This is a genomic window from Butyrivibrio sp., assembly GCF_017940685.1.
Lineage (GTDB): Bacteria > Bacillota > Clostridia > Lachnospirales > Lachnospiraceae > Butyrivibrio.
Window position 1 is genome coordinate 21,185 of sequence record NZ_JAGAYD010000178.1, and the last position, 26,822, is coordinate 48,006.

The 26,822-nt window shown below is 40.6% G+C and carries 34 protein-coding genes; 32 read left to right on the plus strand and 2 right to left on the minus strand.

Translation table 11 applies throughout. From position 1 onward, the window contains the following. The first annotated feature begins 255 nt into the window (after positions 1-255). From J6I68_RS11460 to J6I68_RS11475, 4 genes are read left to right on the plus strand one after another with little or no spacing between them, the layout of a single operon-like run. A complete protein-coding gene (locus tag J6I68_RS11460; RefSeq protein ID WP_292220463.1) occupies positions 256-1,401 on the plus strand; it encodes a hypothetical protein in 1,146 nt (381 codons plus the stop codon). Continuing rightward, entirely contained in the window at positions 1,398-1,877 is a 480-nt protein-coding gene (locus J6I68_RS11465) for a hypothetical protein (protein ID WP_292220464.1), read from the plus strand. The genes J6I68_RS11460 and J6I68_RS11465 overlap by 4 nt, the downstream gene beginning before the upstream one ends. A 12-nt stretch (positions 1,878-1,889) precedes the next feature. After that, a complete protein-coding gene (locus tag J6I68_RS11470) occupies positions 1,890-2,150 on the plus strand; it encodes a hypothetical protein (RefSeq protein WP_292220465.1) in 261 nt (86 codons plus the stop codon). After that, positions 2,147-2,293 (plus strand): hypothetical protein, encoded by a 147-nt coding sequence (locus tag J6I68_RS11475; protein ID WP_292220466.1) that lies wholly within the window; start codon positions 2,147-2,149, stop codon positions 2,291-2,293. The genes J6I68_RS11470 and J6I68_RS11475 overlap by 4 nt, the downstream gene beginning before the upstream one ends. Positions 2,294-2,447: 154 nt before the next feature. Here the strand turns inward: J6I68_RS11475 and J6I68_RS11480 are convergent, their stop codons facing one another. After that, positions 2,448-3,617, minus strand: a complete 1,170-nt coding sequence (locus J6I68_RS11480; RefSeq protein WP_292220467.1) for an IS110 family transposase — start codon at positions 3,615-3,617, stop codon at positions 2,448-2,450. 393 nt (positions 3,618-4,010) lie between these two features. Between J6I68_RS11480 and J6I68_RS11485 the strand changes: the two genes are divergently transcribed. From J6I68_RS11485 to J6I68_RS11565, 17 genes are all read left to right on the plus strand, one after another. After that, positions 4,011-4,193, plus strand: a complete 183-nt coding sequence (locus J6I68_RS11485; RefSeq protein ID WP_292220468.1) for a hypothetical protein — start codon at positions 4,011-4,013, stop codon at positions 4,191-4,193. Positions 4,194-4,196: 3 nt separating this feature from the next. Further along, entirely contained in the window at positions 4,197-4,628 is a 432-nt protein-coding gene (locus tag J6I68_RS11490; protein ID WP_292220469.1) for a hypothetical protein, read from the plus strand. Further along, complete coding sequence (locus J6I68_RS11495; protein ID WP_292220470.1) at positions 4,591-5,043, plus strand: hypothetical protein; 453 nt, start codon at positions 4,591-4,593, stop codon at positions 5,041-5,043. Before J6I68_RS11490 ends, J6I68_RS11495 begins: the two co-directional genes overlap by 38 nt. Positions 5,044-5,198: 155 nt before the next feature. After that, positions 5,199-5,594 carry a hypothetical protein gene (locus J6I68_RS11500; RefSeq protein ID WP_292220471.1) on the plus strand — a complete coding sequence of 132 codons (396 nt, stop codon included), beginning with the start codon at positions 5,199-5,201 and terminating at the stop codon, positions 5,592-5,594. Then, on the plus strand, positions 5,591-6,361 hold the full coding sequence (locus J6I68_RS11505; RefSeq protein ID WP_292220472.1) for a thermonuclease family protein: 771 nt from the start codon (positions 5,591-5,593) through the stop codon (positions 6,359-6,361). The genes J6I68_RS11500 and J6I68_RS11505 overlap by 4 nt, the downstream gene beginning before the upstream one ends. Positions 6,362-6,366: 5 nt before the next feature. Then, entirely contained in the window at positions 6,367-7,044 is a 678-nt protein-coding gene (locus J6I68_RS11510) for a hypothetical protein (protein WP_292220473.1), read from the plus strand. 13 nt (positions 7,045-7,057) lie between these two features. Further along, the gene (locus tag J6I68_RS11515) at positions 7,058-8,128 is read left to right on the plus strand and encodes a ParM/StbA family protein (RefSeq protein ID WP_292220474.1); all 1,071 of its coding nucleotides are present in this window, start codon (positions 7,058-7,060) and stop codon (positions 8,126-8,128) included. A gap of 9 nt (positions 8,129-8,137) precedes the next feature. After that, the gene (locus J6I68_RS11520; RefSeq protein WP_292220475.1) at positions 8,138-8,659 is read left to right on the plus strand and encodes an HNH endonuclease; all 522 of its coding nucleotides are present in this window, start codon (positions 8,138-8,140) and stop codon (positions 8,657-8,659) included. Beyond that, positions 8,656-8,964, plus strand: a complete 309-nt coding sequence (locus J6I68_RS11525) for a hypothetical protein (RefSeq protein WP_292220476.1) — start codon at positions 8,656-8,658, stop codon at positions 8,962-8,964. The genes J6I68_RS11520 and J6I68_RS11525 overlap by 4 nt, the downstream gene beginning before the upstream one ends. 1 nt (position 8,965) lies before the next feature. Further along, positions 8,966-9,421, plus strand: coding sequence for a hypothetical protein (locus J6I68_RS11530; RefSeq protein ID WP_292220477.1), 456 nt, complete (start codon positions 8,966-8,968; stop codon positions 9,419-9,421). Between the two features lie 81 nt (positions 9,422-9,502). Next, entirely contained in the window at positions 9,503-9,961 is a 459-nt protein-coding gene (locus J6I68_RS11535) for a hypothetical protein (protein WP_292220479.1), read from the plus strand. 126 nt (positions 9,962-10,087) lie between these two features. Beyond that, on the plus strand, positions 10,088-12,703 hold the full coding sequence (locus J6I68_RS11540; RefSeq protein WP_292220481.1) for a type IA DNA topoisomerase: 2,616 nt from the start codon (positions 10,088-10,090) through the stop codon (positions 12,701-12,703). Further along, a complete protein-coding gene (locus J6I68_RS11545) occupies positions 12,700-13,971 on the plus strand; it encodes a hypothetical protein (RefSeq protein ID WP_292220483.1) in 1,272 nt (423 codons plus the stop codon). The genes J6I68_RS11540 and J6I68_RS11545 overlap by 4 nt, the downstream gene beginning before the upstream one ends. Positions 13,972-14,121: 150 nt before the next feature. Further along, a complete protein-coding gene (locus J6I68_RS11550) occupies positions 14,122-15,675 on the plus strand; it encodes a hypothetical protein (protein WP_292220485.1) in 1,554 nt (517 codons plus the stop codon). A 2-nt stretch (positions 15,676-15,677) separates the two neighbouring features. Continuing rightward, the gene (locus J6I68_RS11555) at positions 15,678-16,580 is read left to right on the plus strand and encodes a hypothetical protein (RefSeq protein ID WP_292220487.1); all 903 of its coding nucleotides are present in this window, start codon (positions 15,678-15,680) and stop codon (positions 16,578-16,580) included. A 24-nt stretch (positions 16,581-16,604) separates the two neighbouring features. After that, positions 16,605-17,918 (plus strand): InlB B-repeat-containing protein, encoded by a 1,314-nt coding sequence (locus J6I68_RS11560; protein ID WP_292220489.1) that lies wholly within the window; start codon positions 16,605-16,607, stop codon positions 17,916-17,918. 290 nt (positions 17,919-18,208) lie between these two features. Then, positions 18,209-19,006: a helix-turn-helix domain-containing protein gene (locus J6I68_RS11565; RefSeq protein WP_292220491.1), complete on the plus strand. Its 798-nt coding sequence runs from the start codon at positions 18,209-18,211 to the stop codon at positions 19,004-19,006. A 162-nt stretch (positions 19,007-19,168) separates the two neighbouring features. On the opposite strand, the gene J6I68_RS11570 is transcribed toward J6I68_RS11565, so the two are convergent. Beyond that, on the minus strand, positions 19,169-19,726 hold the full coding sequence (locus J6I68_RS11570; protein ID WP_292220493.1) for a winged-helix domain-containing protein: 558 nt from the start codon (positions 19,724-19,726) through the stop codon (positions 19,169-19,171). A 255-nt stretch (positions 19,727-19,981) separates the two neighbouring features. On the opposite strand from J6I68_RS11570, the gene J6I68_RS11575 reads away from it, so the two are divergent. The 11 genes from J6I68_RS11575 to J6I68_RS11625 all read left to right on the plus strand — a co-directional run bounded on the left by J6I68_RS11575 (position 19,982) and on the right by J6I68_RS11625 (position 26,703). Then, positions 19,982-20,683 carry a hypothetical protein gene (locus tag J6I68_RS11575; RefSeq protein ID WP_292220495.1) on the plus strand — a complete coding sequence of 234 codons (702 nt, stop codon included), beginning with the start codon at positions 19,982-19,984 and terminating at the stop codon, positions 20,681-20,683. A gap of 11 nt (positions 20,684-20,694) precedes the next feature. After that, a complete protein-coding gene (locus J6I68_RS11580) occupies positions 20,695-20,907 on the plus strand; it encodes a hypothetical protein (RefSeq protein ID WP_292220497.1) in 213 nt (70 codons plus the stop codon). Further along, positions 20,908-21,426: a hypothetical protein gene (locus J6I68_RS11585; RefSeq protein ID WP_292220499.1), complete on the plus strand. Its 519-nt coding sequence runs from the start codon at positions 20,908-20,910 to the stop codon at positions 21,424-21,426. Then, positions 21,404-22,879: a hypothetical protein gene (locus tag J6I68_RS11590; RefSeq protein ID WP_292220501.1), complete on the plus strand. Its 1,476-nt coding sequence runs from the start codon at positions 21,404-21,406 to the stop codon at positions 22,877-22,879. The genes J6I68_RS11585 and J6I68_RS11590 overlap by 23 nt, the downstream gene beginning before the upstream one ends. Positions 22,880-22,883: 4 nt before the next feature. Continuing rightward, positions 22,884-23,513, plus strand: coding sequence for a CvpA family protein (locus J6I68_RS11595; protein ID WP_292220503.1), 630 nt, complete (start codon positions 22,884-22,886; stop codon positions 23,511-23,513). Between the two features lie 12 nt (positions 23,514-23,525). Next, positions 23,526-23,723, plus strand: a complete 198-nt coding sequence (locus tag J6I68_RS11600; protein ID WP_292220504.1) for a hypothetical protein — start codon at positions 23,526-23,528, stop codon at positions 23,721-23,723. 16 nt (positions 23,724-23,739) lie between these two features. Beyond that, the gene (locus J6I68_RS11605) at positions 23,740-24,018 is read left to right on the plus strand and encodes a hypothetical protein (protein WP_292220506.1); all 279 of its coding nucleotides are present in this window, start codon (positions 23,740-23,742) and stop codon (positions 24,016-24,018) included. Next, entirely contained in the window at positions 24,015-24,374 is a 360-nt protein-coding gene (locus J6I68_RS11610) for a hypothetical protein (RefSeq protein WP_292220507.1), read from the plus strand. Before J6I68_RS11605 ends, J6I68_RS11610 begins: the two co-directional genes overlap by 4 nt. Next, the gene (locus tag J6I68_RS11615) at positions 24,346-25,476 is read left to right on the plus strand and encodes a DUF4317 domain-containing protein (RefSeq protein ID WP_292220508.1); all 1,131 of its coding nucleotides are present in this window, start codon (positions 24,346-24,348) and stop codon (positions 25,474-25,476) included. Before J6I68_RS11610 ends, J6I68_RS11615 begins: the two co-directional genes overlap by 29 nt. A 14-nt stretch (positions 25,477-25,490) precedes the next feature. Next, positions 25,491-25,970 (plus strand): dUTP diphosphatase, encoded by a 480-nt coding sequence (dut, locus tag J6I68_RS11620; RefSeq protein WP_292220509.1) that lies wholly within the window; start codon positions 25,491-25,493, stop codon positions 25,968-25,970. Between the two features lie 397 nt (positions 25,971-26,367). Continuing rightward, entirely contained in the window at positions 26,368-26,703 is a 336-nt protein-coding gene (locus J6I68_RS11625; protein WP_292220510.1) for a hypothetical protein, read from the plus strand. Positions 26,704-26,822 lie beyond the last annotated feature (119 nt).

Genomic DNA, 26,822 nt, shown 5'->3' on the forward strand with positions numbered 1-26,822 from the left:
TAAAATAATTGTAACGTCAAATAGAAATGCGTAAAAAACTGTAAGAGTCATGACTTCATGGTCATGGCTCTTTTTGACGTTTCATATAGATTTTCTTTAAGTTCCGTCCATTCAGGGCGTTTACATATATCACTATTAAACCAAAGAAGCATCACCGTAGGGCGGTAAGGCTCGCCACAAGAGTAATACAATGTCGAGCTTTGCGCCGCCGTTGTATTTCGGTATGTTTCTTTTTTCAATTTGGAGGACAAAATAATGGATCAGAACAAAATATTTTTGAATGATTACGAGGAAAAAATGCTTAACTCAAGAGAAGCACTTCAGGAGTACCTTGATCACATCGAGGCAACAGACAAGTGGGTAACACCAACTGTCAATGAGTGCCAGGTACTCGGACTTGACTCACAGACCAATGTAGAAGAAGTTCTGAAGGTCAATAACGTGAGCATTTCCAACGACGAGGTAATGGCAACAATAGAGAATGACAATCATTTTTCACTCTATGTTAACAACCTTTTCGGAAACTTGGTACACCCTGTAAGATACACAGCATTTCCCGATATCGAGGCAAGAGCAGGCCTTTATGGAAGAGCTATTGAGAATTCTACTGAGAAGCAGGATATTCAGGTGCTTCCTGTAAGGATCAAGGCTTTCTGGCTCTCACAGTGCTTTGCGCTTAACGCAGAGCCTTGCAAGATCCTTGTCAGAGATGGGAAGATTTCCAGCATGAAGTCTAAGAAGTATCAGCCTTTCATGCAGTGGGAGGTTGTATCTCATACAGAGAATAGACTCTCATCTATTTTTCCTGAGTATGAGTACAGTACCGGCCGTGTATCACACGAAGGACTTGTTGTTGAGTACAAGCTTAACGCTAAGATGATGGAAGATGGATTTGCTAATCTCCTTTCCCAGTTTGGGTTTGGTCTGACGGCAGACGATATCAAGACAAGACTTCTTGTATCAACATCTGACATCGGAAGTAGCTGCGTTGCAGCTTCTCCTATCATCGAAGTGCAGGGAACACCTATGAGACTTGGCAAGCGCATTGAGCTTCGTCACGATGTAGGAAACACCCTTGAGATGTGGGAAGAAGCTCTCACAAAGGTAGCAGCCTCTCTTCAGGAAGCTGAAGACAGGGTAGAGGAGCTTGGTAACACAAGCATCGTAAACGCTCAGAGCGTCTTCGAGACAATGGCAGAAGAGCTCAAGATCCCCAAAAAGATCTATCAGAGTGTTCAGTTCATTGCCACATCCGCCATGGATATCTATCTTGCACTTAACCAGTGTGTAGGAGATATGGCCGGAGACCTCAACCTTTCTCAGATGATCGACATGCAGGAAAAGGTTGCCAGATACCTTTATGTAGACTATGCAGCATACGACAGGAGGGCTAACGTATGATAGGTCGCGAAGATATTGAAGTTCGCTACGATCAGCTTAAATCCTTAAAGGCCGAGATTTCGGCCTCTAAGGACAAGCTTGAGAGAAATCGTAATGCCATAGAAGTTAATGGAGAAATACCTGATAAGTACAAAAGTGCTTTCAACAGGCTTGCCACATCCATTAAGAATATGGAAGAGCAGTATGACAATCTCATCGTAGAAGTAGCTCCAATAGAGGAAGAGTATGTACTCTCAGTTATATCCGGAAATCTCTTGTTCTTTAATGACGAAGAGGGTAAGAATTTTGTAAAGAAAGCTTATTCTCTGAAGCAGACAAGACTTGACCTTATCCGCAAAGCTGAGAACTCATTCGACGTTGATGCGCTGGATGATATTCTTATGGGCCTTAGGACAAAGTTTGTAACTGAAGAGTTTGACAACTACACAAAGTATGCACAGGAGAAGAATAAGGTAAATTTTCCCGCTGTTGCATAAGGAGGGATAATTATGGCAATACCCAAAATCACTTTTGACGAGTATAGATTTGGTGGAAAGTCCTACTATACCAGAGTAGTTACAACCCCCAAGCATGGGATGCAGACAGTCTCTTCGCAGTCTTTTGAAGATGCGCTTATCGTCAATGATGAGTACGTAAATGAGCGTGCAAAGGTCATTGACTATGACATATTTTGTTATGTTGAAGACAACGCATTCTTCTCAATGAGCGACAAGGACCTTGCAGCTCTCGTAGATAAGGAGGTGGCATGATGGTAGAGTTCTATCAGACTGTAATGGGAAAGAGATTCTTTGAATCTCAGCTCCCGGAACTGACCAAGGCTATGAACCGTTTGGCAGATGCTGTTGAAAAGGCTAACAGCCTTGCATCCGCTAATGGAAAGACTAACTATTAAAAGTCAATAGGAAAATGAGTTTTTTTGAATAAAACATGTTGGATGTTTTAGATAGCCCAGAGGCAGGCTTAAGTCTCAATTAGTACCTTGAAAACTGCATGACAAACAGAGCATCTGTATAGGTGCTCACAGAAAAGGATATGGATTTAAGAAGTTATTTTCGATAGGCCTCGCCTGTAAGTTCCATTCGGTAGATGGTACGTACCAGCTTCTTCGTTGCATGACCGACTGCAACATTGTAATGCTTGCCTTCACTTATCTTCTTTGAAAGGTAGGCTCCGAAGTTTTCATCCCATTTGCACACGAACTTAGTTGCATTAAATAAAGCATACCTCAGATAACGGGATCCTCGTTTTTCCATATGGGAATAGCTTGAATCAAGCTGCCCTGACTGATATGTAGATGGCGATAACCCTGCAAATGCAAGTATCTGATCGGCATTGTTGAAACGGGTGAAATCGCCAACCTCTGCAAGAATCATGGCTCCCATACGGTAGCTAATGCCGGGGATTGTCATAATCGGAGAGTTGCAAGTATCCATGATGGATTTGATTGAAACTTCGATTTCATCAATTTCATCCGTCAGCACCTCGATCAGATGGATGGTGTGTTTCAACTCCATTGATTTTGCTGGCATAACAGAACCAATTGAATCTTTGGCAGCATCTCTTATGGTGACAGCCATATCTCGTCCGTAGCGTCCCTTAGAAGCTATTTCAAGGACATTTTTGAGATGAGTAAGGTGACTGTCAGCGATGTATGAAGCGCCGGGGAATTCGGAAAGCAGAGCGTACACGGAAGCCATATGAAGGCTGGGGACTATCTTTTCAAGTTCGGGGAAAAGAATGTTTACGAGACGAGCAACAGATGTTTTGAGTTTCGCACGTTCGTGAACCTTATCGAAACGGTAACGGGTTAATGACTTGAGTTCTTCGCTATGATATGATGTGTCTGAGTAGGGCTTGAGAGTCTTATCGGTCATCAACATCATAGCAATCGAACCGGCGTCGACTTTATCCGTTTTCGTCTTTCTAAGGCTTAGACCTTTTCTGTAAAGATTTGTATGTAACGGGTTGATAACACAGGTGGTCAGACCTTTATCAATGAGCGATCCGAGAAGATTGAGTGAGTAGTGACCGGTAGCTTCAAGACCTACTTTTATTTCGGACTTATCATCAGTCACGGAGAAAATCTTCTCATACAGCTCATCAAAGCCAGTCTTATTATTCGGGATGGTAAATACCGGATATAGCTTATCGGATTCTGATCCCAGGATGCAGCAATCGTGTTTATCCTTTGCAACATCGATACCAACATAGATCATACACATGATCCTCCTTAAAAGTATTTGACGCTGTATTGGATCCACAGGGCTCTCTGCCGATGTAACCTCGTTCTACATAAACCGTCATGCGGTATCTAACTGATTAACACTTTGACAAAGAGGCTGTGGTTGGAGCCTTTCCGTAACCGTCTATGCGGTAGGAGGTGATAACCAATCCACAGCATCTTCAACAGCATACCCTATACCTTAAGAACAGGTAAAGAATTGGTATGACTATATAATACGAGGAGGTGATCGCATCTACTGAGGAATCAGATAGGTGCGAATAAGCCATACATAAAAATTAAATAGATACGCCCAACACGCACAGGGGCTTTTAGACACGACCCGTGCGTGGGGGAGTGTCTTTTTTAATATAAGAGGAAAAGAAAAATGGCAAAATATGTAGTAGGTTTTGCAGTAGAAGCAAGAGCTTACGTTGAAGTAGAAGCAGACAATCTCGAAGAAGCAAAGGAAAGAGCAGAATACTTATACCCTAATGCAGAGCTGGAAGTCAGCGACCACAAGTACATCTATACTCAGGACGCGGACGGAAATTTCATCGAGGAGGCTTAAAGTATGAGCAGAGACCTTTCGCCAAGAGAGTGCTGGTTTGTAAACAAGCAGTCCGGCTGCGACGCATTCCTTCAGAATATTACATATCACTATGGTGATAAGACGTGGGATCTATATACCGAAGAAGAACTTGCAGGCAGAAGGACTCATAAGGCACTTGCTGTTCTTGGAACTGATATCTATAAGAGAATCAAGGAAATGCTTTCTTCTGAGCAGTTTGAGGCTTTAAATGAGACTCTGACAAAGCTCGTAGAAGCAGATGAAAGCAATAAGAGTTTTTCGGATATTCCAAAAGAAATCATTAACTGGTACTTTAACCATGGCAATCACCACTACCATGAGCCCAACGATGATGAGTTTCTTGAGTATCTTGAAAAAGAATATAAGGAGGAAGACCGTGAAGATAACATACAGAGTGTACCGTTACGCTCCTGAGCAGAGCGTATTTTCTGTTAACGGAAAAGTGTATGCGCCCATGTATTCGCAGCTTGCTCACGACCTGGGGTGCCTTGTGATCGAAGGCAGGGTTAAAGATGCTGAAGACATGATAAAGCGCGATATCAGGAAAAAGGCTAAAGAAAGTCGCCACTGCACAATCGGTTTCTTCGAGAGGGGAACTAAGAGATATTTTTATACATCTCAGCTTATGGCAAGAGACGATGACCTTTTGGATAAGCTTCGCATCTATAAGGAGTGGAAACGCTTTATAGAAAGCAAAAACTGTGTAATGGGAATCCATGAGATTTCTGAGGGAAGTTTTATCCCTGGTCAGAAGTCGGGTGCAGAAAAACGCACCACTGAAGATATAGCGGATCTTTCAAGGCCTATCAAGATCTACCTTGTGGCATGATAAGTAATTTTAGACTGTTCTTTTCCTTTATAGGAAGAGGACAGTCTTTTTTTGCGCAAAATAGCTGTTTGTATAATAAATGTATTGCATTTATTTTGCTATTAGTGTACACTATAAGTGTATTAAAAATATAAGTACACCAAAAAGGAAAATATATGTCAGATAAGAAAGAAAATATATGCGCTCTTTGCCGGTTCTGCACCTTCGAGGAAAGCCATAACAGCATGGTTTGCCACAATGAAAGCAGCAAAAGCTTTGGTAAAGATTTGGATGACAAACAAATAAAAGCACAAGCATGTGATGATTTTACACCACACAAATATCACATACCACTAAAAGAAGCGCTCAAAACAAACACTCAGTCCGATGATTTTATCGGAGCTTTTTACCATCACAAGCTTCCTGAAGAAAAGAACGACTTTGCCTGTGTCACACTGGCATTTAAGACAAACGCCGCGCTGGAAGAATGGAAAGACGCACATATGAGCCTGTTCTTCCACTGGCTCGAAATGGCAAAGAAGGATGGCGATGTCAAGGAGGAAGAAGAATGAAAAAGCTACTTTTACCCATAATTTTGATAGTAACACTTCTTACCTGCGGATGTTCCGCAGAAAGAATTGCCCAGGCAATTGACGAAGATCTTGGAACAAACTCTCAGAGCATCGGTTCCAACATAGACAAAAAGGCAGATGAGATTACTGAGAAATACGGCAAAGGAATAGAAAGCGGCGACACAACAGAAGTTGCCAAGGATGTCACAGGATTCATAATTGACAAAGTTGCTGAAATTGCAGAAAACGCTACAAAGGAAGAAACCTCAGGCTCGGCTGCCAAGACGAATGAAGAGAGTAATGGGCAGTCAAATCTTGAGAAAATGACACTTGTTAGCGTAACAGATGGTGACACAATCGTTGCTCTTGGGGAAGACAGCTTTGAATACCGGATAAGACTTATCGGAATAGATACTCCCGAATCGGTAAATGCCGACGAGAGCAAGAATAATGAATATGGCACAATGGCAAGCACATACACTAAGGAGCTTTTGAAAGATGTAGATACAATCTATATTGAAACAGATGCTGAAATGTATGATAAATACTCAAGGCTTCTTGCTTATGTATGGCTCCGTAATGATACATCAGATCTTAATTTCATGGCCAATGCCATAATCGCTAAAAACGGTTATTGCAGGCAGATGACCATTGAGCCAAATACAAAATATGCCTCAGAATTCAAAGCTCTTATTGATGCGGCCAAGAAAAGTAATACAGGCCTTTGGCAATATGATGGGTATAGAGCCATCGCAGGCGAGGAGTAATTTTTATGAAGATATATCAATTAGAAGATGCTAAGGCAGGAGTTATATTCAGAAAAACAAGTCCAAAGCTTTATAAAGCCATAAAAGACGAGCTTAAAAAAGTCGAAAAAGGAAAAACTATAAGCATGGGTTTTATAGATGCTATGTACGAAGCAGGGATTGTCCCTGACGGATGCCCCTTTTTTAACCCGCTAATACTGGATATGGACATGTGCCTTGCGATCATCATATCTAACAAGATGCAGATAGACTTATCTGACATGGATAAGATCCGCTCGGAATTCATCGAGCTTTTTAATGAAAACGTCAATTCTGGAGAGGAAATTTCGGAAGACAATATTCTAAGAAAGCTCCTTTCAGAAGAAGATGATTCAAAAGGCCGGCAGCCCATATCGCATTGGACAAAAGATGTTTCCAAGTATGAATTCGAGGACAAGAGCTTTTACGACGATATGTTTGATGATGGCGATGAAACAGAAGATGAAGCTCTTGAAGAATGTCATATATATCACATCAAGAACCCAAGAGATCTGTTTAAGTATAAAAACGTAGCACTGGCATATTACTATTACTGCCACGAATACTACATAGCAACCAAATATATTTTGGATGATTTCTTGGACAGGACATATATAGATGTAACCAGAGGCAAGGAAATACTGCCCGCAACTCTCACAGTTTAAAAAGGAGAATAAAATGGAAAGATTTATCGCAATAGACAGTGGAAAATTTGCAACAAAGGTAGCTGAGTACAGCAAGGAAAGAGACCTCGTTAAGAAATTCTGCATCAGGACAAAGGTATCTGATGGTGATTTCAGGGACGATGCCATAGAAAAGAACACTTACGTTGTAGAGATAGATGGTAAACAGTACAAGGTAGGTAACGGTGCAAGAGGTCAGGGAGCTGAGCTTATAACTGACAAGAAGACAGATACACACAGGATCTGTGTTCTTACAGTTCTCGGAATGCTCGCATCTTCAAATGAGAACGACACGATCAATGTAGCGATCGGCCTTCCTGCTAACGAATGGGCTAATGTGACAAAGAGAATGGATTTTAAGGATTATATTCTTCCCGAAGGCGAAGTGACCGTAAGGATCAAGAAAGATTCCCGCTCCGAGGTCATATCAAAGACATTTACCATTGGAAGAAGATATGTATTCCCTGAGTCGATCGGAGCTCTTTTCTCTGATGAAATGTATAATTCCATCGAGCCAACTTCCATCACCGGCGTTATCGATATCGGAAACCTCAACCTTAATGCAACCTACTGGCAGGGGACTGAGCTTGTCATGGACAAGTCCATTACAGCCGATCTTGGTGGAGCGCTTCTTATACAGGAGCTTTCACAGGAGCTCTCATCCCACGTAGTACCCACCGAGGAAATGATAGCAGCCAACGTCCTTAAGAGTGCCGACAGGGTGCTTCCCATGGAGTACGGCCTTTCAGAAGAGCAGGCAGAAGAGTCAAGGGAAGTAATAAAGAGAGTCCTCTTAAACCATGCAAAGGAAGTAAAGAGGCAGTGCAACTCAAGGAAATGGTCCCTTGACCTTATGAAGGTCATTGCAATAGGCGGAACATCAAAGGATATTGAGGCAGAGCTTAAGGCCGTATTCTCAAATATCATTGTTCTTCCTAACCCCGAGTACTGCAATGTACTTGGATTCCTTCGTATCATGTGTGCGCAGGACCCCGGAGTGGCAAAGGAAATCTCTATCTCAGATGCACCTAAGGAAGCAAAGAAAGCAGAAAAGAAAGCAAGCTAAGGCATGCCTATGTCAAAGAAGATAGCCGAAATTTGGAAGGATGTGCCGGGCTATGATAACTTGCAGGCTTCAAGCAAAGGCAATATAAGGCTTGCCTACAAAGATGGCACATACAGAGTCTTATGTAAATGGGCCAATGGCGGCACCAACAGACCTAAGAACCAGTACAAGGTCAGATACAGCCTTGGACACAGAAAGAGCAAAGATCTCATTGTTGCAAGACTTGTATATGAAGCTTTCAAGGGAACTATCCCGGATGATTATTCGGTAGTTCACAAAAACGGCCTGCATACGGATAACGCGCCCGAAAACCTTATCCTATGCTCGAGAAGGGAACTTGGGAAAATCCACGGATTTAAAGGAAGGCGAAAACCGGTATCGAAACTCGAAAAAACAGGAGAGGTGATAGAATTTTTTCCATCAGCTACAGCAGCCGCAAGGAAGGGTTTTATGAACCTTCAGACGATCATAAATCACTGTAATGACCAGAAAGTAGCGCCGGATGGATATTATTATAGGTGGGAGACATGAATGACATTAAACAGCTACTAACTGAATACTCAGAGGTAACAGGACGACCTCTTGCCACGATATCCATCTCAGAATACCTGGAAATAAAAAGATATTTAGATGCAGGAGCGCATGCACCAATCACTACGCAGTTAGAAACAAAAGAAATACCGCAGGAAACAAAGACGGTAGATATAAAACCTCAGATAAAACCCGCATCAGAACCGGCAGAGATAAAAGCGGTGAAAAAGGATACTCTAAGTGAACATACAGATAAAAAGCCTATATCATCAGCCTTTATGATGATGAGGTCGATAGGAGGATAACATGAACGATAAAATATTCATAGATTTTGATGATACCATTTGCCTTCATTCCCACAGGATAAGCTCAAGACACTTTATTACATCACCACCTGAATATATTGCAAAGAAAGCCTATGAAGAGAGTATGCTCAACAAAAAGCTCTACGACTGGCTCTTACATAAGCAGGAAGACCCAAATTCCAAGGCAGTCGTTTATGTTATGTCATCTGCTTCATCTTTTATGCTTGAAGCAAAGAAGATATGGGTAAGTGAACACTGCCCGGGCCTTAATGTACTTGACTATATCGGGGTCAGTGTAGATGTAGACAAAACTTCCGTGCTTGAAGCCTACAGGAAGGTCTTTCCCCGCGAAATGAAGATGTACTACATCGAGGACAGCTTCTCAGAGAGGGCTAAATCAGAAAAGACACTGGAAGGAGTTATTATCAGAAGTCCTCAGTGGATCGACAATTTATGATACACATTTGGAGTAATAATAAATGTATTGCAAAAATTACGGACAATCCCTTATAATTGATACGGTAAAGGAGAAACAATAATGGCTAACAATACAGATACAGAAAACAGCAAGGTAAAAGGCCCCGGAAGACCCGCGGTAGAGGATGGCAGGACTGTGACCAAATGCTTCAGGCTGACAAAAGAAACCGCCCTAAAGCTTGATAAGCTCATGCAGTATTATGGAAAAAGAGAGGGGAAAGAAGCTCTTTCTATCGGAAAAACCTTGGAGATTCTGATAAATGATGACTATATAAGAGCCGTTATCAATAGCAGCCGAGATGAATTCATGGACGACCTTGAAGAAGCGAAAACCCAAATGGGAGGCGAAGTCCCAGATTCTGTAATCCTAACTCAGATGGGAAGCGCAGTCCCGGATTCTGTAGTCTTAAGGGAGAAGCCTAAAAAGAAAAAGAAAAAAACAACTCATGTAGATCCTTACGAGACTGGTTCTTATGAAAGCTTTCCAAACAGTAACCTCTTTGAAAAGTACAATGACTGATATGCGAAATTCGAGCGTCTGCGTAGTGCAGGCGCTTTTTTGTGTATTGAAAAAACAGCCGGAATGTAATATATTATACTTAAAATACGCCATGTGTGTATTTGCGTTAGTGAAAGGAGACCATCAGTGAAGCTTTTAATCACAGAAAAACCCTCAGTAGCGCAGCAGTTTGCCCAGGCACTTAAGGTGTTCGGGCGTAAGGATGGCTACTTAGAAAATAATGAATGGATAATTACATGGTGCGTAGGGCATCTTGTATCACTCTCATACCCTCAGGTATACAACGAGAAATATGCTAAATGGAATCTGGCCGATCTCCCATTTTTGCCATCAGAATATAAATACGAAGTGATCAAAAATGTAAAGGACCAGTATAAGGTCGTTGAATCACTCTTAAACCGCAAAGATGTTGATGTTATCTATAATGCAGGAGACTCAGGACGAGAAGGGGAATATATTCAAAGACTTGTATTTACTCAAGCCGGTGTCGAGGGCAAAAAGAAGATCCTGAGAGTATGGATAGACTCGCAGACAGAAGATGAAATAAGAAGAGGCATAAGAGAAGCAAAACCTGAAAGCGCATACGACAACCTCTCAAAAGCAGCTTATATGCGTGCCATAGAAGATTATTCTATGGGTATCAATTTCTGCCGTGCTCTTTCCTGTAAGTTTGGATATGAATTTAATCGGAAGATCAATTCGTCTAAATATGTTCCCATCACAGTGGGCCGCGTCATGACCTGCGTGCAGGGAATGATAATAGACAGAGAAGAGGCTATAAAGAATTTCAAGCCCACGAATTTTTATAAGATTGATGCTCTATGCAGCGCAAATGGCGAGTCATTTACAGCACACTGGAAGACAGATAAAAATGGAAAATACAAAGATAAGCTATATGATGAGAGCGGCTTTAAGTCTAAAGAAGATGCAGACGCTCTTATAGCCATGCTTAAAGAAGATCCAACCCTTACAATAAAGGCTGTTGATAATAAACCCGAGAAAAAGAACGCGCCACTTCTTTATAATCTTGCAGAGCTTCAGAACGAATGCTCAAAGAAATTCAAGATAAGTCCTGATAAGACTCTTGAAGTAGCTCAGGCTCTTTATGAAAAGAAGATGACTACTTACCCAAGAACAGATGCAAGAGTGTTATCCAGCGCAGTTGCCAAGGAGATCGACAAAAACCTTGAGGGGCTTATGGATTACGAGGCGATATCTGATTATGCAGAGGAAATCCTTGCAAATGACTGGCAGATAGGGATAGAGAAGAAGCGTTATACAGATGATTCCAAGATAACAGATCACTATGCGATCATTCCAACAGGCCAGTTCGAAGATGGATTATCTGATCTCGAAAAGAATGTATACGAGCTTATCTGTAAGAGATTTTTGTCTATCTTTTATCCGGCTGCGGAATATGCAAAGTCATCAGTAGAGCTTTTGCACTCATCCGGGGAAATGTTTTACATAAATCAAAAAGTACTCACAGCCCCTGGATTCTTAAAGGTTCTTGGGAAAGAAGATGAAGAAAACGAGGAAGCTTCTCCTGTAATAGCAAAACTCAAGGCAGGAGAAAAGGTTTCATCAGAATATAAACTTAATGCCGGACAAACAAAACCGCCCAAGAGGTACACATCAGGTTCTATCATTCTTGCAATGGAAAACGCAGGACAGCTTATTGAAGATGAGGAATTAAGAGCCCAGATCAAAGGAAGCGGCATCGGTACGTCAGCTACAAGAGCAGAAGTTATTAAAAAGCTCGTCTCCTTAGGATATATAGCACTCGATAAGAAGACTCAGATACTTACTCCTACCGGAATAGGATATGAGGTCTATTACATAGTTAAGGATAATGTTCCTTCATTGTTATCGCCTAAAATGACAGCAAGTTGGGAAAAAGGTCTTTCAGCTATTGAAAATGGAGAGATCACACCCGACTCCTATAAAACAAAACTCTATAGTTTCGTCATTAAAACCGTAGACACCATAAAGAGCAAGTCTGCGGAAGAAAGACCTGAAACCCAGAGAACAGAAGCTGGAACATGTCCTGTATGTGGAGAGACCGTTTATGAGACTGAAAAAGCCTTTATATGCAGTAAATACTCAAAGAATGATAAGAAGGCATGTAAATTCGCATTTTCAAAGACAATAGCAGGAAGGGCATTCTCTGATGAAGAAATCCAGGTCCTGTTATCCGGCGGAAAGACAGATGTTCTTGAAGGCTTTACATCAAAAAGCGGTAAGCCTTTTACATCTGCCCTTGGTCTTGTTGATGGCCAGGTACAGTTCATCAGAGATACTGAGAGTACGTCACTTATCTGTCCTAAATGCGGAAAGCCCATGGTAAAGGATGAATACACATATTCATGTTCATGTGGCAAGAAATTCTTCCACACATCCTATGGAAGGCTCATTACAGAGGATGAAATGTCAAGGCTCTTTACAGATATGGTCATAGGACCTATAGATGGCTTTAAGGAGAAGGACACCGGAAACAACTTATCCGCATACCTTTTATATGACGGCAAGGATGTGATAACCGTAAAAGAGACCATAAGCCAGAAGCACATCACAAGAGAAGATGCAATGGCACTTATTACAGAAGGACATACAGAGGAACTGCAAGGTTTTATTTCAAATAAAGGGACTTTATTTGCAGCAAAATTAAAACTTAACAAGGGAAAAGTAGAATTCGAGTTTGCCAACACCAAGAAAAAGGCAAAGAAGGGAGCTAAAAAGTGAAACTAAAGAAAATCAGATTCTCGAAAAAAGAATTATTTGTTGGGGCTGCAATACTGATCATTTTACTTATGCAGTTTCTTATCTACAATATACAGCTGTTGTCAGTCAAAGCATTACAGACCGACCTCAAGGATGCTTTAAACCGAGAGATCACAACCAACATCATAAGTCAGGCACCTCTTGGAGAAAGCAATCTTGTAACTGACGCTAGTACTGGGACAGTAGACAACAAAACAGATGATGAGAGAGCAGCGGAGCTTGCAGATACCGTTGCATCCTTGGTTATCAGTCAGATTTCTACTGAGTATAAGGACGAACTCAAAGATCTTGTAGTGGATCAGCTCATGAGCGATATTAACGATATCGTAAGGCAGCATTATCAGGAGTATACCGACAAAGAAGCCAATGATATTGCTGCATCTGTTAAGGTTATAGTTCTTGAAGAGCTTCAGGACTATACAAAGAAGCTTGAGAGCGAAGTTTACGAAACAAAGAACCTTTATACGTCTGTTCAGAATACTCTTGCAAGTATCAAGGAAACTCAGAACAGTACTCAGGCCAAGATAGCTGAGATACAGAATACTTATAATAACGAGATTGCAAAACTAAAGCAGAAAGACAGTGACCTCCAGGCACAGATAAATACTTTGTCCGGGGCACAGACATCAAACAAAAATGAACTTAATTCATCGATTGAAAAAGCAACAACTTCTTTTAATGACGCGCTTAAGAAATTGCAGAATAATACTTTAAGCACGAATGAAGATATCTACGCAGAATTAGAAGCAGTCATGGAAGCATTAAACGAAGCAGATGCAGCTCTTAAAGGACAGCTTTCCTCACTTGATTCGGGGATAGCAGCAAGCCTTCAGGCTGAAATAGATGCGAGAAAACAGGCCATAAGTGAAGCAACCGCATCACTTCAGGCGTCAGATACCGCAGACAAGCAGTACCTTATAAGCCTCTTACAAACAACAAATAATACGCTTACATCAAAGCTTAATCAGACAAGCAGCAATCTGAACGAGAGGATTGATCAGACCGTTGCTGACCTTGCCGAGACAGCAAGCGAATTATCGGCTGAGGATGCTGCGAATAAGCAGGAGCTTTCCGATAAGCTTGACAGACTCAATACGAACCTTGAAACACTCATTCAGGAACTTAGAGACACCAAGCTTGATAAATCAGCAGCTCCTTCTTATGAGACCAATAGCATAACAAATTCTGTTACAGTAACCATACCTGAAACATATCCTAATCAAAACTGATTTTCTCAGATACAAAACGCCTTTTGCATCATATATGCTTTGGGCGTTTTCTCTATGTCTACCACTTGAAAAATTGAGAGCTTTGCGGTATATTTATCCTATAATAAATACACCTTTAGGAAAATTGATGCAATACATAAAAAGGAGACTATGAAAAAGAATTCTATTAAAACAATGTGCCTTGTAATGAGCACTGCAATGATGCTCACAGCCTGTGGCAGCAAAAAGGCTGCATCGTATGAAGAAGGCGGCGAAGGCTATACAACGATATCAAGCATAGACGGGATTACCTTTGAAATTCCTCAAAACTTTTCAAATAAGGCCACCGCAGTAACAAGGATTGCCAACGATCAGGAATTTACAACAGATGGCATCTACTCCTACGCAAATGGAGAAGATGAGTATATGTTCTTCTGTATGGATGAGCTTGTCATTCTTGCAAATAAAGGCACAAGCTATAACTTCTCAGGAACAGAGACAAAAGAGAGCGCTCTTTCTTCCTCAAGTGTCATTGATTCAATGTGTTCCAAGCTTGGCAAGAAGTTCAGCTATACGGAATCTACAGAGGACGGCGTGTATAAGATAATCGGGGATGTTGCAGAAAATATCTCAATTACAACAGAGCTTTATGGTGACTATGTAGGCCGCCTTGCAGTAATAGAAGATGGTACAGAAGAATGGAGCGTGCTTGCAGGAGTAAAAGGAAGCAGCTTATCCGACATATCAAAAGAGCAGCTTGCGGTAATCGATACAGTAGTCAGCTCAATGAAAGCAACTCACGGAGAAAGCGTTATACAGACCAATACCCCGGATTATGACGTAGTTATAAATGATCTTGAAACTACCGAAGCAGCGGCCAATGAAAGAACCATCCCTGAGGCTGATACAATCAGCGAGCCCGTGGTGGAAACAGAAGAATCGGCTACTACAGAAGTTTCGAAATCCGACACAGAAACAGATGAAGTAATCCTCGATCTAGGCGAAGCTGAGGAAGCAGAAGAAACAACAGAGGTCACTGAAATAGTAGAAGCGGTAACAGAGGAACCTTGGTCAGAGCCGGAAGAGACAGAAGAAACACCAGAAACCACAGAGCCTGTTATAGAAGAACCTTCCTCAGAAGAAGTGAAAGTTGTAGCTGTTTCCACGGAAAGTGATGAAAAGGTACGCACGAACCAAAGAGAAAGAGATCTTACAGAAGAAAAGGTTTATAGTTCAGACATCTATTCTCTTTTAAAGACCGGTAATTACGGTATCATGGTAAATTCTGATTCTGACGGTGAGATAAAGTACCCCGTGGTCCATTTAAAAGCCGTCTACACCGGAAATGATGCAGTTGAAATAGTAAAGAAGCAGGCTTCATCTACCACAAGGTATGACTATTTCGAAGCACCACTTGGTTATTCCTGGCAGGTTGCCGAATATGACATCATTTACACTGGAGCAGATCCGGGACATGAAATAGACGTAAGAATGCTTGGTGTTGATGGAAACGTACTAAAGTATAGAGGTGTTCCTGCACCACAGAGAACATACTACGTTGATTACGACATAGAAGATGATTCATCCAACGAGACTTTGAGAAATATAAAAGTATTTTACGCCGTACCAAACGGATGCAAAGAATATGTCCTTAAATTTGGAGACGGAGAAGTTGGCACAGAAACAGAACATTACTCGGCATATTTTCATGTAGGAGGAATTTAAAGATGGCTACAAACACAGCAAGAGCAAGGAAAAATAAGAAACTCATTGTAACGCTCTCAAGCGTTGGAGCAGCATTTGCAATAGTGCTCATTGTATTTCTGTTTATGAACACTTATTACAGAGACAATTATGCAACGAAGAAGTACGTTCTTGATGCACTTTCCGGTTCAGAGTTAAATGTATCAGAAGCTGAAATGGGCAGGATTGCAGCACAGATAAGCAAGGACCTTAATGACTCCATAGCCACTATGGACGTAGAAAACCTGACAGACGAGCAGCTTAAGAGCCTTATGGATCAGGTTAAGACATATCTTGAGTCAGAATTTACAACAGTTGCATCCGAAACGATAAGTCAGCTTGCAAACGATATCGTAAAAGCGCAACTCAGTGAGACTTTAAAAGATAACAACACGCTTATTGAAAAGTATCAGGCACAGATAGACGCCCTGAACAAACAGACCCTTGAGCTTCAGAAGATGCTTGAGACCATAAACAACTATTCCTATTCAGATATCTATGATGTAGTCAAGAAATATGGCATGTCAGAGGATGATGTAAAACAGTTCCTTTCAGCTTATGAAACATCAAACAGTGCAAAACTTAAGGAGCTGTCAGATAAACTTGGAGTATCAGTAGAACAGCTCACAGCTCTCATTTCATCCAATTCAAGCAGTGATGATTCCAAGATAAAAGAGCTTGCAAATAAGCTTGGCGTAAAAGAGACAGAGCTCAAAAACCTCATCTCCAACTACAATACCTCTCTTACTAATAAGATAGATTCCTTACAGGCTTACACAATAAACAGTATGGGAGAGTTAAGTGATACACTTCCATCTTATTCGATAACAACCAATTCAGATGGTAAGACAACAGTAACAATGACAATTCCTAGTGGACACAAGTAATTATGGGATTGGAGGTTTATAGATATGGGTATCAGTTTTAAAAGCATTGCAAAGGAAATTTCCCTTTTTGCAGCAACACTTCTTGTTATGTTCTTTATTGTAGGAGCATTTAACAGGGCAACACCGGTATTTGCAGACACAACAGAATATGACATCAATGTATATGCACAGGTAAATGACTCTGCCGCTTCAAGCCCTACAACACTTGAAGGCAAAACAGAAGGCGTATACGTTGAACTGAGACAGGACTTGCAGATAACGTCAAATGACAACAAGACCTATCTTTTAAAAGGATGGGAGGATCTGACAAGTGGGGCTACAGACGGACTTCCAAAATATACATACAGAGATGTAAATATTTCTGAGGGTAAGGCGATCCTGGGATTTTATATGCCCGCAAGAGATGTGAACATTAAGGCTGTATATGAAGAAGCTACTGCCTACGGAAATAATACATCCAATAACCTAAGGCGCAGTAATGATGATGAAAGCCTTACCGGTTCGCTCTGGCAGGTAAGCAACATTTATATGCCGGTAGAGGGAATCACATTAAGCACTCTTACATCAGATATCAGCTCCTACATAAAAGATGGAGTAGGTGTCAGCATCGTTTACTCGGCTAATCCATTCTTAAGTGGTGGTTCAACCTACAATAAGACTATCACATTTGATGCCGGAAGCGCAGGGACAGAAACTGTTACAAAGAGAGCAGGAGACCTTGTGGTATATGCTATTCCTTATGCTAAAAGCGGTCACTATATTGACGATAGCAGCATTACGATAGCAAAAGAGAGCGGTTCTTTCACATTTATAGACAATGCAGCTTCTTACACAGGAGAAAATACATTCTTCCTGACAAGATATGCTATTGATTCTGAACAGAACAGATATGTCCTTTTGATATTCACAATGCCCGATGACAACGTGACCATTACTGCAAGCTATCCTACAGCCATTCCTGTAGCGCAGGCTGTGACTCAGGTTGAAGAGCCATCTGAGCTTAGTGCAACGATCAACTCTAAAGGCGAACTCCTTGTCAATTTCGAGGATGGAAGAGCATCTGTGATCATAGACACGGATGATATTCAAAACAACCGCACAGACATCCTTGAATTGCAAGAACAGCTTGGCAGTTCCGAAAGGATATACACATACCAGGTTGGAAGCCATATATACTTTGTCACAGGAAGCCACACTAACATAAGCTTATGTGGCACTGACGATGAAAAACTTGCCATAATACAGGCTGAAAAAGCCGGAGAGTCTTTCCTTACATATAAAGGCAGCACGATAACCCTTGTTACAGGGGGCAATAAGACATGGCAGCAAGTTTACTAAATGCTTGCTCATACATATAAGTCTTCCTACATCTAAAGAAGGACTGTCCATAGCGGATAGCCCTTCTTGCATTATCTATTATTCTTTGGGTAATCAAAGTTGTTGAGGGTCTACCTTCGTGAGGGTCGTGATTGAGGGGCTTAATTGAGGGGCTGTCACTATATTAAATTGAAGTACATTGATCTCTTTCCGTTTTTCACTACAGAAAATTAACGCAAAACAATTTGCATTGCCCTGCATAAACAAAATACGATATTATATCCGTATACCTGTTCAATAAGGAGAATCGTATGGCAAAACAAAAAACATGTTCACTTGAGGAGCAGCGATATAAGAAATATCAAAGGCATCTACAAAATGAAATAGTGCAGTTAGTTGTGCCTTTGGATTTAGAAAAAGGTCTGTTCAGATTTTTTGAGGACACTTCTGACGATTATATGATAGATGCTAAATATCGGGGCGATGATTCATATAGGGAATGCCTAGAAAGTTACGCAGAACCGCTGAAGTCAGGAATATATGGCGTAAGGATTGTTTCATTGCATCGGCATGATACAGGTTATATTGTTTTAGGTGGTATATTGTCTAACAAAAGTGAACTACAGGATGCAGGTTCAGAGTGGTGTAAATATTATTTTGAAAAGGCTAGGAAGACAAGAGACGAGCGTGAGAGAAATATATATTTAGAGCAAGAACTATATTATAGAAACTTATTAGAGGTTAAACTTCCTGATGTTCAAATCATCTCTCGTTCAGTGAAGAAAGAATATACTTGTGAACCCAATGAGAGCCGACTTGTAGGCGCTAGAATTAAAGGCATAAGAATGTTGCAACATTGCCCTAAATCAGAACTAGCGCTTAAAATAGGAGAATCCGAAGACGATGTAGATAACGTGGAAAATGGTCTTGTAGAGCTTACTATTGAAAAATTATTTAGATATGCGACTGCACTTCATGTTAAACCGGAAGAGCTTATCACCGGACGAATAATAGATTTAATGTCGCTGAAAGAGCAAAGTGTTATTGATGCGTACAGAAAGCTTACTAGCGAGCAGAAAATGCTGGTGGATAAAATGTTGGAAGTATAATTTAACGAGAAAAGGGATAAGGTATCATCGCCTTATCCCTTAATCGTTGTTCAATTTACCAAACCCTCAAGTTTGCCCCTCAACAAGTCAATCCATTTTTGAAGTAAACCCTCATCTTAGACCCTCAACTTGGACGGCAAACCCTCAACAAGTTTGATTATCCTATTCTTTTTTGCCTTTTAGATACCAGGCATTTGATAAAAGCTCTAATATATCAATATTTACCACGTAAAATCCCATACCGGCATCATCAATTTCTTTCCCTGTAAAGTTGATTATGACCTTTACAATGTCGGGGATTTTTCCAAAATCTGCCAGAGCATCTTTATTTGTCAGAATAAGAGCCTGTATCTCATGAGCCTCTATCAATTCTGTATCTATCTTATCCAGCGTACCGACAATATGAAATCCGCGCCTACTACATTCTGCATTATTAAAAAGTGGAAGGCTTTCTCCAACAACGGCAACATTGACACCAATTCCGATATCCATAAGGTCTTTAAATTTATTGTACATAAAGGTGTTATTGTAGCCGTATTTTATATTTCCCGCATTCTCAATAAACAAGTTGAAATCTCTTACAATGCTGTTAGCTGATTTAAAGCCCAGTTCTGATGCAACATCCTTGGAATGGACCTTTTCAACTCCGGCATCTACAAGCCGTCCAAAATATCTGTAATAAAATGGAACTCTTTCTTTAGTGTTATTATATTTTTTCATTTTTATCCTTCTCAAACGCCGCAAACGCTGTCAGATACTTACTTTTTAGGCATTTTCGGTATACTATACACATTTTTGTTTTAATGCTTATATTGTAGCATACAAAACACAAATGTGTGCGAAAAATCCTTGCCACAAACAATTTAAAATTTACGCCATTGGTGTATTTTGTTATTGCTTAAATTGGGTTATAGGTGTAATATAGTGACAGATACAATCAGTGTATTTATCTTTTTGGAGGTCAAAAAAGAAAAGATGAAATTATACAAAGTAGTAAAAGACTGGGCAAAGGCCGAAGAAGTCAAGTATGAAGATGGAAGAGAAGTATCCCTTTTGGTCATTGGAGAATATGACAAAGAGGACTATATCATCGTTGATATTTACAGCGATATCTTAGGAGATATTCTGGATAACCAGTCAGAATATGACATCAGGATTGCACCCGGAAAAGAGCCTATGATGACAGTTCTAAGAGATAACGACATTGTTTTTATCAATAAGGATACCGCCATCTTAAAAAGAGAAGTAAATAAGGCTATCAAGGAAATCTCACCCGGAATCCTTTTTAATGCCTACGTGGAAGTCAGAAACAACATGGGCAACAAAAATAAGCTGTCTAATGCGTTCCAGATCCTTGAAGGGATGCTCAATCAGGCAACAGGAAAAGCTCTTAATCATGCTTTCATTGGCTCAGTGCTAAAAGAATATCTTGAGACTGAGTTTTATCCTACCGACAAGGAATCCAAAGAGTATCTAAGAGCCATGGATTATGACGATATTTTAAAGCTCATCTTGGAGATCAAGAGCTGCCAGCTCACGGAAAACCTTGATTCTATTACTGATGAATATATCAGGGAATTTGTCGGGGATAACCCATCAAAACTCAACGAGATCAAAAAATCAATAAACCTTGAGCTTGAGTACAGGGTATTTGCAGGTCAGCTCATCGAAATATAAGGAGACAGTACATGCTACTTGAACAGGGCGAAAAATTGATAATTGAAAACACAATGACAGACCCAAGATATATCGCGATCATTCTTGGAGTCATCTTACTTATCATCTTCGCAGATTACGTTGTTGAAATGTATATCTGTGCAAGAACCAAGCAGGAACTTTATCAGATGAAGAGAGAACTGCTTTCAAGACGAAGAAACAGACGATCGAAAGGAACAAAATAAATGCAGTACCCCGACTATATCGACTACGGCAATTACAGAATATTCAGAAATGGCAGGATCGTGAACATCAAGAACGGCCATGAACTGAGACAGAAAAAGATCAAAGGGAGCCATTATGTCAATCTGATATCAAAAACTCCCGATGGAGGAAATCTTAATAAGAAGATGTGTGTCGAAAGGCTCCTGTATTCACTTTTTACAGGTGAGGAGCTGACAAGAATGTATTCAATTGTCAGTAAAAAGGGAACTACGGAACCGGAATATGACGTAGAAGACCTGTTAAAGGTCGAAAAGAGTAACAGACATCTATATGACTCTAACGCAGAGGGCGGTAGCAAATTCGATGCTGCCACCTGCGAGGAAATCAAAAGTCAGTATGACTTCGAACATAAGGCTACATCGCAGTGGGACTCCAAAGGTCCATCAATCAGAGACCTCGCTATCAAATACGGTTGCAGCCCCAATACTATCCAGAGGATCTTGAAAGGAACTTACGTTGCTAAAAAAGAAAGACCATAAATCAAGACAAATTCATAAGATACTTCCTCTTGCACTGGCTATCGTCCTTGTGATGCCACTTCTGACCGGATGCACCAACATCATTGAGAGAAAAAAGAACAAGTATGCTCAGGTTCAGCTTACAAAAGAAGAACTTAAAGATGATGTCTACTACATCAAGAACGGCACGAAGTTTGTCCAGGTATATAAAGCCCAGACCTACAATGTCACAAGCACAGAATCGGGAAGAAACAAAAAGACAGTATTTCTTGGACTCGATTTCGAGACCGTACCCACACTTTATAAAGGCGAGATAATCGCTCTTGCCACAAAGAGCACAGCCTTTAAAAAGGTTGAGATAATCCGCTATGAGACTATCGGATATACTCTTGGAATGTTCGGACTTAAGAAGAACGAAGATACCGGAACACTAGACCTTAGCACGGATCAGAATCTTGCCGAGGATAGCAATGTCTACAAGACATTAAGAAAGAAAACATATTCTACAAGCCTTCAGCTTGTCAGCATCAATAATCAGCCTGTATCAGAAAGCATGATAAATGATACCGGAATATTTGACTGCCTTGAAGAGAACGGCATTTATACCCTTGAGTATTATTCCGGCACCAAGCTTTCATCATCACAGCTTCAGGCCGACATGTTCGCATTACAGGAATTTGAATATTACGAGATAAATGAAGCAGATAACACCGCCAATGGTTATTTTGCCTTGTCTCTCCCTGAAGATGCAAAGAGCGGCTACTACTATATCGAGGGCGCAGGAATGTTTAAATATATCGCAGATAAAAAAGGCACCAATGAACTCGATATCAGCATGAATGAGCCTTATTACTCTGATGAATACTCCGCAGAGGACGCTTACGCTCAGAAATATTCCGTAGAATTTGATGTAAGAATGGCCAATGTAACGATAAATCTTAACTACGACTCTACATCTATCAACGACATCGAATCCATTACCGGAAAGGCAGTAAGTCCTGACGGCACCGAGTATTCCCTTAACGTTGACTATTCCAAGTCGCTTATCACGATAAGTCTTTTAGAAGCCATGGCCGGAAAATGGAATATCTACATTCAGCCCAAGGACATAGCCATCACAAAGGCAAATATCGTATCAAGTGCAAATCAGCAGGAAATAACACAGGAAACATACAACTTTGCTTTCGATGAAGCACAGGAAAATACCCAGTTTGTTGTGAAGTATAAGACAAGCGTAAATTCCAAAGACAAAGACCCTGAGATCTATGCCCTTTTGGTATTTCCTGATGGAACCACGCAGGAGCTTAAACACGAAGCTAAAAACAAGGTTCTTTACAGTAATGTACCTTACATAAATGGCGGAAGCTACGTAGTAAAGGTATACCACTATACCGACACTGAAATAGATACTGTAACAACAGAAACAGGCGATCTTAGCTACGATGAAGACACGATAATCACGGTAACGGAGTAAGAATATGGGAACACCGGCTCTTGTATGTCTATTTATCATAATACTTGTCGTTGAGGCTGCGATTGAGGGCGCAAGAAGAGGCGTTTTATCAATAGCAAGCCCCGTTATCGCCCTTATACTTGCCCTGTCTGTCGCAGGCACAGGAAACCTTGTCCTGGGGGATTTTACAGAAAAGATATCTCAGCCAGCCTATGAATCAGCAAAGTACATTACAGAAGAAATAATAAAGAATTACACAAGAGAGAGTCAGATCCTGCCTGAATACGATGAAGACGACTCAATGAAAACAATTTTTGATATTGAAAACAGCTTCGCAGATGAATTAAAAGAAGACCTTAAGCAGGATAAAAGCGATATTGCAAGGAATGTAGTTGCTTTCATCATCATTTATGCACTTTCAGGAATAGCAGTAAAAATTCTGATAGAAGTACTTGGAAGAGGTTTTATTATATCCATTCCCGACAGAGTACTGGGAATTATTGCAGGAGCGCTCATATCAGTTATCAAGATGTGGTTTTTCATGATGCTTCTTACATATCTTTCAGCTTTTGCACCGCCCGCAGCAGAACTACATGAAAAACTGCTCGCAAGCAGCTTGTATTCATATATTTACATGATGAACCCATTTTTATAAGGAGGATTGTGAATGTACGTAGTTCAGAAAAGAGACTCAGAAAAGGCACAGTGGCATACATGCAGCTACAACGGTAAGAAATGTCGTTTTAGCGACATTGCAAAGGCAAGAACAGCATTCAGGAAACAAAAAGGAACTTCCGATGCCAAAAAACATCCTGACAGGCAGTACAGGATTTATGACACATTAAGCAATAGTGAAGCGCAGTGATAAAAAGGATTTTTCTATGGATTTTGATTTAAGAATTGAGCAGATGATGACCGAGGAAAAAGAGAAGCACAAATGCCCCATATGCGGCTCAGAAAAGATAGAGTCATATAAGTCAAATGAAAAGATGTATATAAAGTGTGATAAATGCGGGCATGTTTTGTCAGAGCATAAATATCGGAATCGTGATATCGATTACAGGTCTATTATTCCGGTACTTGTTGGAGTAATAATCTTTACCGTTATTTTTGCAGTTACCATAAGAGTTGTTTCAAGTTATATGGGGATTGGGCCATGAACACATTTAAAGATTTTAATGGAAATCAGATCGAACTCATAAAAATAGAAACCTTTCAAACGGAAAGGCTTGTTTATCTTGCCCTGGAAACAAAATTATTCGGAAGTTACCTGCTAAGAACTTTAGAAGAAGGAGAATATGTCTCTCATTATCCAGGGCGAATATACAGATTTAATTCCGCGGATGAGAACGATAAGCCCTTACTGCTACTGGAAAGAAGCGAGAGCTTCGAAAACCTCACAGAAAAAGCCGCTCACTATAAAAAGGCAATTGAAAAAAGCATTAAAGCCCCCATAAGTAAACTTTTCCCAATAAGAAGGAGAACCCATGAACAAATCAAATGTAATGGAAATTAAAAAGACATTCAAGATAACAGTGAACGACATTCCCTGTATAAATACGATATGCACTTGTTTTGTAAATGGGAATAAGGAGAAGCTGATATCCAACACAGAAAAGTATTTGCAGCTTGAGGAAGAAGAGCAGTTTAAGTACATTGAGCTCTTAAGCTCTGCCCTGACTGGAACAATCGGAAAGAAACTGATCAATCTTGAATACACTTCATCAGCTTCATCTATAGCTGCTCAAAAAGAGATACAGCGTACCTACAAGGATATGTTTACTAACGACGCAGTAAGAGATGCATTCTTCGATAGGATCATTCAAAGTATCGATTTTAATGAAAATTACCTTATTGTAGCAGGCCATGGTGTTTACGATGTTCCTGTAAAAACATCTGACGGAGCAAAACTCGAAGACGAGACAGATACCTATGAATTCATGGTAACAGTTATCTGTCCCGTACATTCAACAAAGGCAGGACTTACTCTTGATACTAAGACTGGCCGCATGATCTCATCAACTCAGATTCAGATTGTAGAAAAGCCAATAAACGGATTCTTATATCCAGCATTTAATGACAGGCAGGCCGATCTTTCAGGAATGCTTTATTTCACCAAAAAACCGGATGATGAACATCCTGAATTTATAGAGGCTCTTACCGGGACAGCTGCTCCTACTTCATCAGTAGAACAGCAGGGAATTTTCGAGAATATTATTGCAGAAGTCACAGACGATAAGGCAGGTTTTGAGATTGTTAAGACTCTGCATGAAAATCTCTCCCAGATGGCAGAAGAAGCAAAAATAAATGCAAATGATAAAAAACTCGACAAGGAAGATATTAAGACCATCTTAAAAGAGGCCGGAGTAGACGACTCAAAGCTTTCAGATTTTGATCATATCTATGAGAGGGCAGGCGGCAATGACACAACAGACTTTGCTCCTCAGAATCTTATGGAAATAAGTAAATTCAATATCAAAGCTCCTGATGTGGAGATAAAGATAAAGCCTGATAAGACAGGCCTTGTGCAGAAAAAGAAAGTAGATGGTAAAAACTGTATAGTAGTTGTGCTTGAGGGCGATATCGAACTTAACGGTATTCAGGTAAGCGAACAGTAAAGGAAGGTAAGCATATGCAAGTAGAAATAAAAAAATTATCAGAAGATGCGCAGCTCCCTACAAGAGGGAGTGAAAAAGCTGCGGGCTACGACCTCAGGATGAGTCAGAGCACAACAATTGAGCTTAACAAGGAAAACACTGATATTTTAATGGGAATTCTTAAGATCAAGCCTCATGAGACTGTAAAAGTTGGAACAGGACTTGCTGCAAAAATTCCGGATGGATATTTTGGAGCCATCTATGCCAGGAGTGGCCTTGCTACAAAGCAGGGATTAAGGCCCGCAAATGCAGTCGGCGTAATCGACAGTGATTACCGTGGAGAGCTTATAGTAGCACTTCACAATGACACAGACAAAGAGCAGACGATAAAGACCGGCGACCGCATAGCACAGCTTGTTGTTATGCCTTATCTTCCCGTGGAATTTACGGAAGTAGACACTCTTGATGAAACTGAGCGTGGAGCTGGCGGATTCGGGAGCACAGGAGCCAATTAAGAAAAGTAGTTTTCTTTCTAAAGCGAGGTACATATCTATGATGCAATCAAAAGTATGGGTATTAGCAATGAGTGGTTGAATGATTGAACGCAATCTAAAATCTTTTGTGCAATAGATGGTTGAAAAATCACATGAAAGCAATGATATTACGTGCCACAAAAGGACATATGTACCATCAAAAACTAATTAACATGAGGAATACATAACTTATATGAGTAAATGTACAAATTACACACTCACCCAACATGCGAAAAATGGCTTTTTATCTTATGGCAGGTACCTGCACATAGATGGCTATGATAATATCATTTCTTTTATTATTTGGCATACACTGGATGTGAATCCCATCCCCGCACACCTGATTCAGACATATAGGGATCGGTGTACCATAAGGCGTTTGGATTATGCGCATAGTTATCTTCGGGTAACAGTACCGATCTCATTTGATGAAGAAACCAAACAGAGATTTGAACGCATGTATCTAATCCTTGGAATAAAGCCAATGTCTGCCGCACTCGACCTTCTTGGCCAAGCACTGAATGAAAGCGATGCTAAGCCTGTTTACCGGCAGGATATCGACAATCCGTTTTATCTTGATAAAAGAGGCGGCATATGGAAGATAAGGTGCAGACTATCATTTCTTGACTACCATAAAACACATGCAGACCAGGTAAAAGAAACGAATCAGGGTTGTCCAAGTCGTTCTAATCTGAGCTGGCTTTTGAATACTTAAAGCATACTAATAACTTGGGATGAAACTGGAATTGCATACATGAAGGATGGTTTCAACCAGTTATTGCACAAGCTAAAACAGCGTGTCAGAGACGTTTCAACCAAAGAATGCAAATAGCC

Coding starts and splice junctions, on each gene's coding strand:
- J6I68_RS11460 (WP_292220463.1), top strand. CDS start 256: ATGGATCAGAACAAAATATTTTTGAATGATTACGAGGAAAAAATGCTT.
- J6I68_RS11465 (WP_292220464.1), top strand. CDS start 1,398: ATGATAGGTCGCGAAGATATTGAAGTTCGCTACGATCAGCTTAAATCC.
- J6I68_RS11470 (WP_292220465.1), top strand. CDS start 1,890: ATGGCAATACCCAAAATCACTTTTGACGAGTATAGATTTGGTGGAAAG.
- J6I68_RS11475 (WP_292220466.1), top strand. CDS start 2,147: ATGATGGTAGAGTTCTATCAGACTGTAATGGGAAAGAGATTCTTTGAA.
- J6I68_RS11480 (WP_292220467.1), bottom strand. CDS start 3,617: ATGATCTATGTTGGTATCGATGTTGCAAAGGATAAACACGATTGCTGC.
- J6I68_RS11485 (WP_292220468.1), top strand. CDS start 4,011: ATGGCAAAATATGTAGTAGGTTTTGCAGTAGAAGCAAGAGCTTACGTT.
- J6I68_RS11490 (WP_292220469.1), top strand. CDS start 4,197: ATGAGCAGAGACCTTTCGCCAAGAGAGTGCTGGTTTGTAAACAAGCAG.
- J6I68_RS11500 (WP_292220471.1), top strand. CDS start 5,199: ATGTCAGATAAGAAAGAAAATATATGCGCTCTTTGCCGGTTCTGCACC.
- J6I68_RS11505 (WP_292220472.1), top strand. CDS start 5,591: ATGAAAAAGCTACTTTTACCCATAATTTTGATAGTAACACTTCTTACC.
- J6I68_RS11510 (WP_292220473.1), top strand. CDS start 6,367: ATGAAGATATATCAATTAGAAGATGCTAAGGCAGGAGTTATATTCAGA.
- J6I68_RS11515 (WP_292220474.1), top strand. CDS start 7,058: ATGGAAAGATTTATCGCAATAGACAGTGGAAAATTTGCAACAAAGGTA.
- J6I68_RS11520 (WP_292220475.1), top strand. CDS start 8,138: ATGTCAAAGAAGATAGCCGAAATTTGGAAGGATGTGCCGGGCTATGAT.
- J6I68_RS11525 (WP_292220476.1), top strand. CDS start 8,656: ATGAATGACATTAAACAGCTACTAACTGAATACTCAGAGGTAACAGGA.
- J6I68_RS11530 (WP_292220477.1), top strand. CDS start 8,966: ATGAACGATAAAATATTCATAGATTTTGATGATACCATTTGCCTTCAT.
- J6I68_RS11535 (WP_292220479.1), top strand. CDS start 9,503: ATGGCTAACAATACAGATACAGAAAACAGCAAGGTAAAAGGCCCCGGA.
- J6I68_RS11550 (WP_292220485.1), top strand. CDS start 14,122: ATGAAAAAGAATTCTATTAAAACAATGTGCCTTGTAATGAGCACTGCA.
- J6I68_RS11555 (WP_292220487.1), top strand. CDS start 15,678: ATGGCTACAAACACAGCAAGAGCAAGGAAAAATAAGAAACTCATTGTA.
- J6I68_RS11560 (WP_292220489.1), top strand. CDS start 16,605: ATGGGTATCAGTTTTAAAAGCATTGCAAAGGAAATTTCCCTTTTTGCA.
- J6I68_RS11565 (WP_292220491.1), top strand. CDS start 18,209: ATGGCAAAACAAAAAACATGTTCACTTGAGGAGCAGCGATATAAGAAA.
- J6I68_RS11570 (WP_292220493.1), bottom strand. CDS start 19,726: ATGAAAAAATATAATAACACTAAAGAAAGAGTTCCATTTTATTACAGA.
- J6I68_RS11575 (WP_292220495.1), top strand. CDS start 19,982: ATGAAATTATACAAAGTAGTAAAAGACTGGGCAAAGGCCGAAGAAGTC.
- J6I68_RS11580 (WP_292220497.1), top strand. CDS start 20,695: ATGCTACTTGAACAGGGCGAAAAATTGATAATTGAAAACACAATGACA.
- J6I68_RS11585 (WP_292220499.1), top strand. CDS start 20,908: ATGCAGTACCCCGACTATATCGACTACGGCAATTACAGAATATTCAGA.
- J6I68_RS11595 (WP_292220503.1), top strand. CDS start 22,884: ATGGGAACACCGGCTCTTGTATGTCTATTTATCATAATACTTGTCGTT.
- J6I68_RS11600 (WP_292220504.1), top strand. CDS start 23,526: ATGTACGTAGTTCAGAAAAGAGACTCAGAAAAGGCACAGTGGCATACA.
- J6I68_RS11605 (WP_292220506.1), top strand. CDS start 23,740: ATGGATTTTGATTTAAGAATTGAGCAGATGATGACCGAGGAAAAAGAG.
- J6I68_RS11610 (WP_292220507.1), top strand. CDS start 24,015: ATGAACACATTTAAAGATTTTAATGGAAATCAGATCGAACTCATAAAA.
- J6I68_RS11615 (WP_292220508.1), top strand. CDS start 24,346: ATGAACAAATCAAATGTAATGGAAATTAAAAAGACATTCAAGATAACA.
- dut (WP_292220509.1), top strand. CDS start 25,491: ATGCAAGTAGAAATAAAAAAATTATCAGAAGATGCGCAGCTCCCTACA.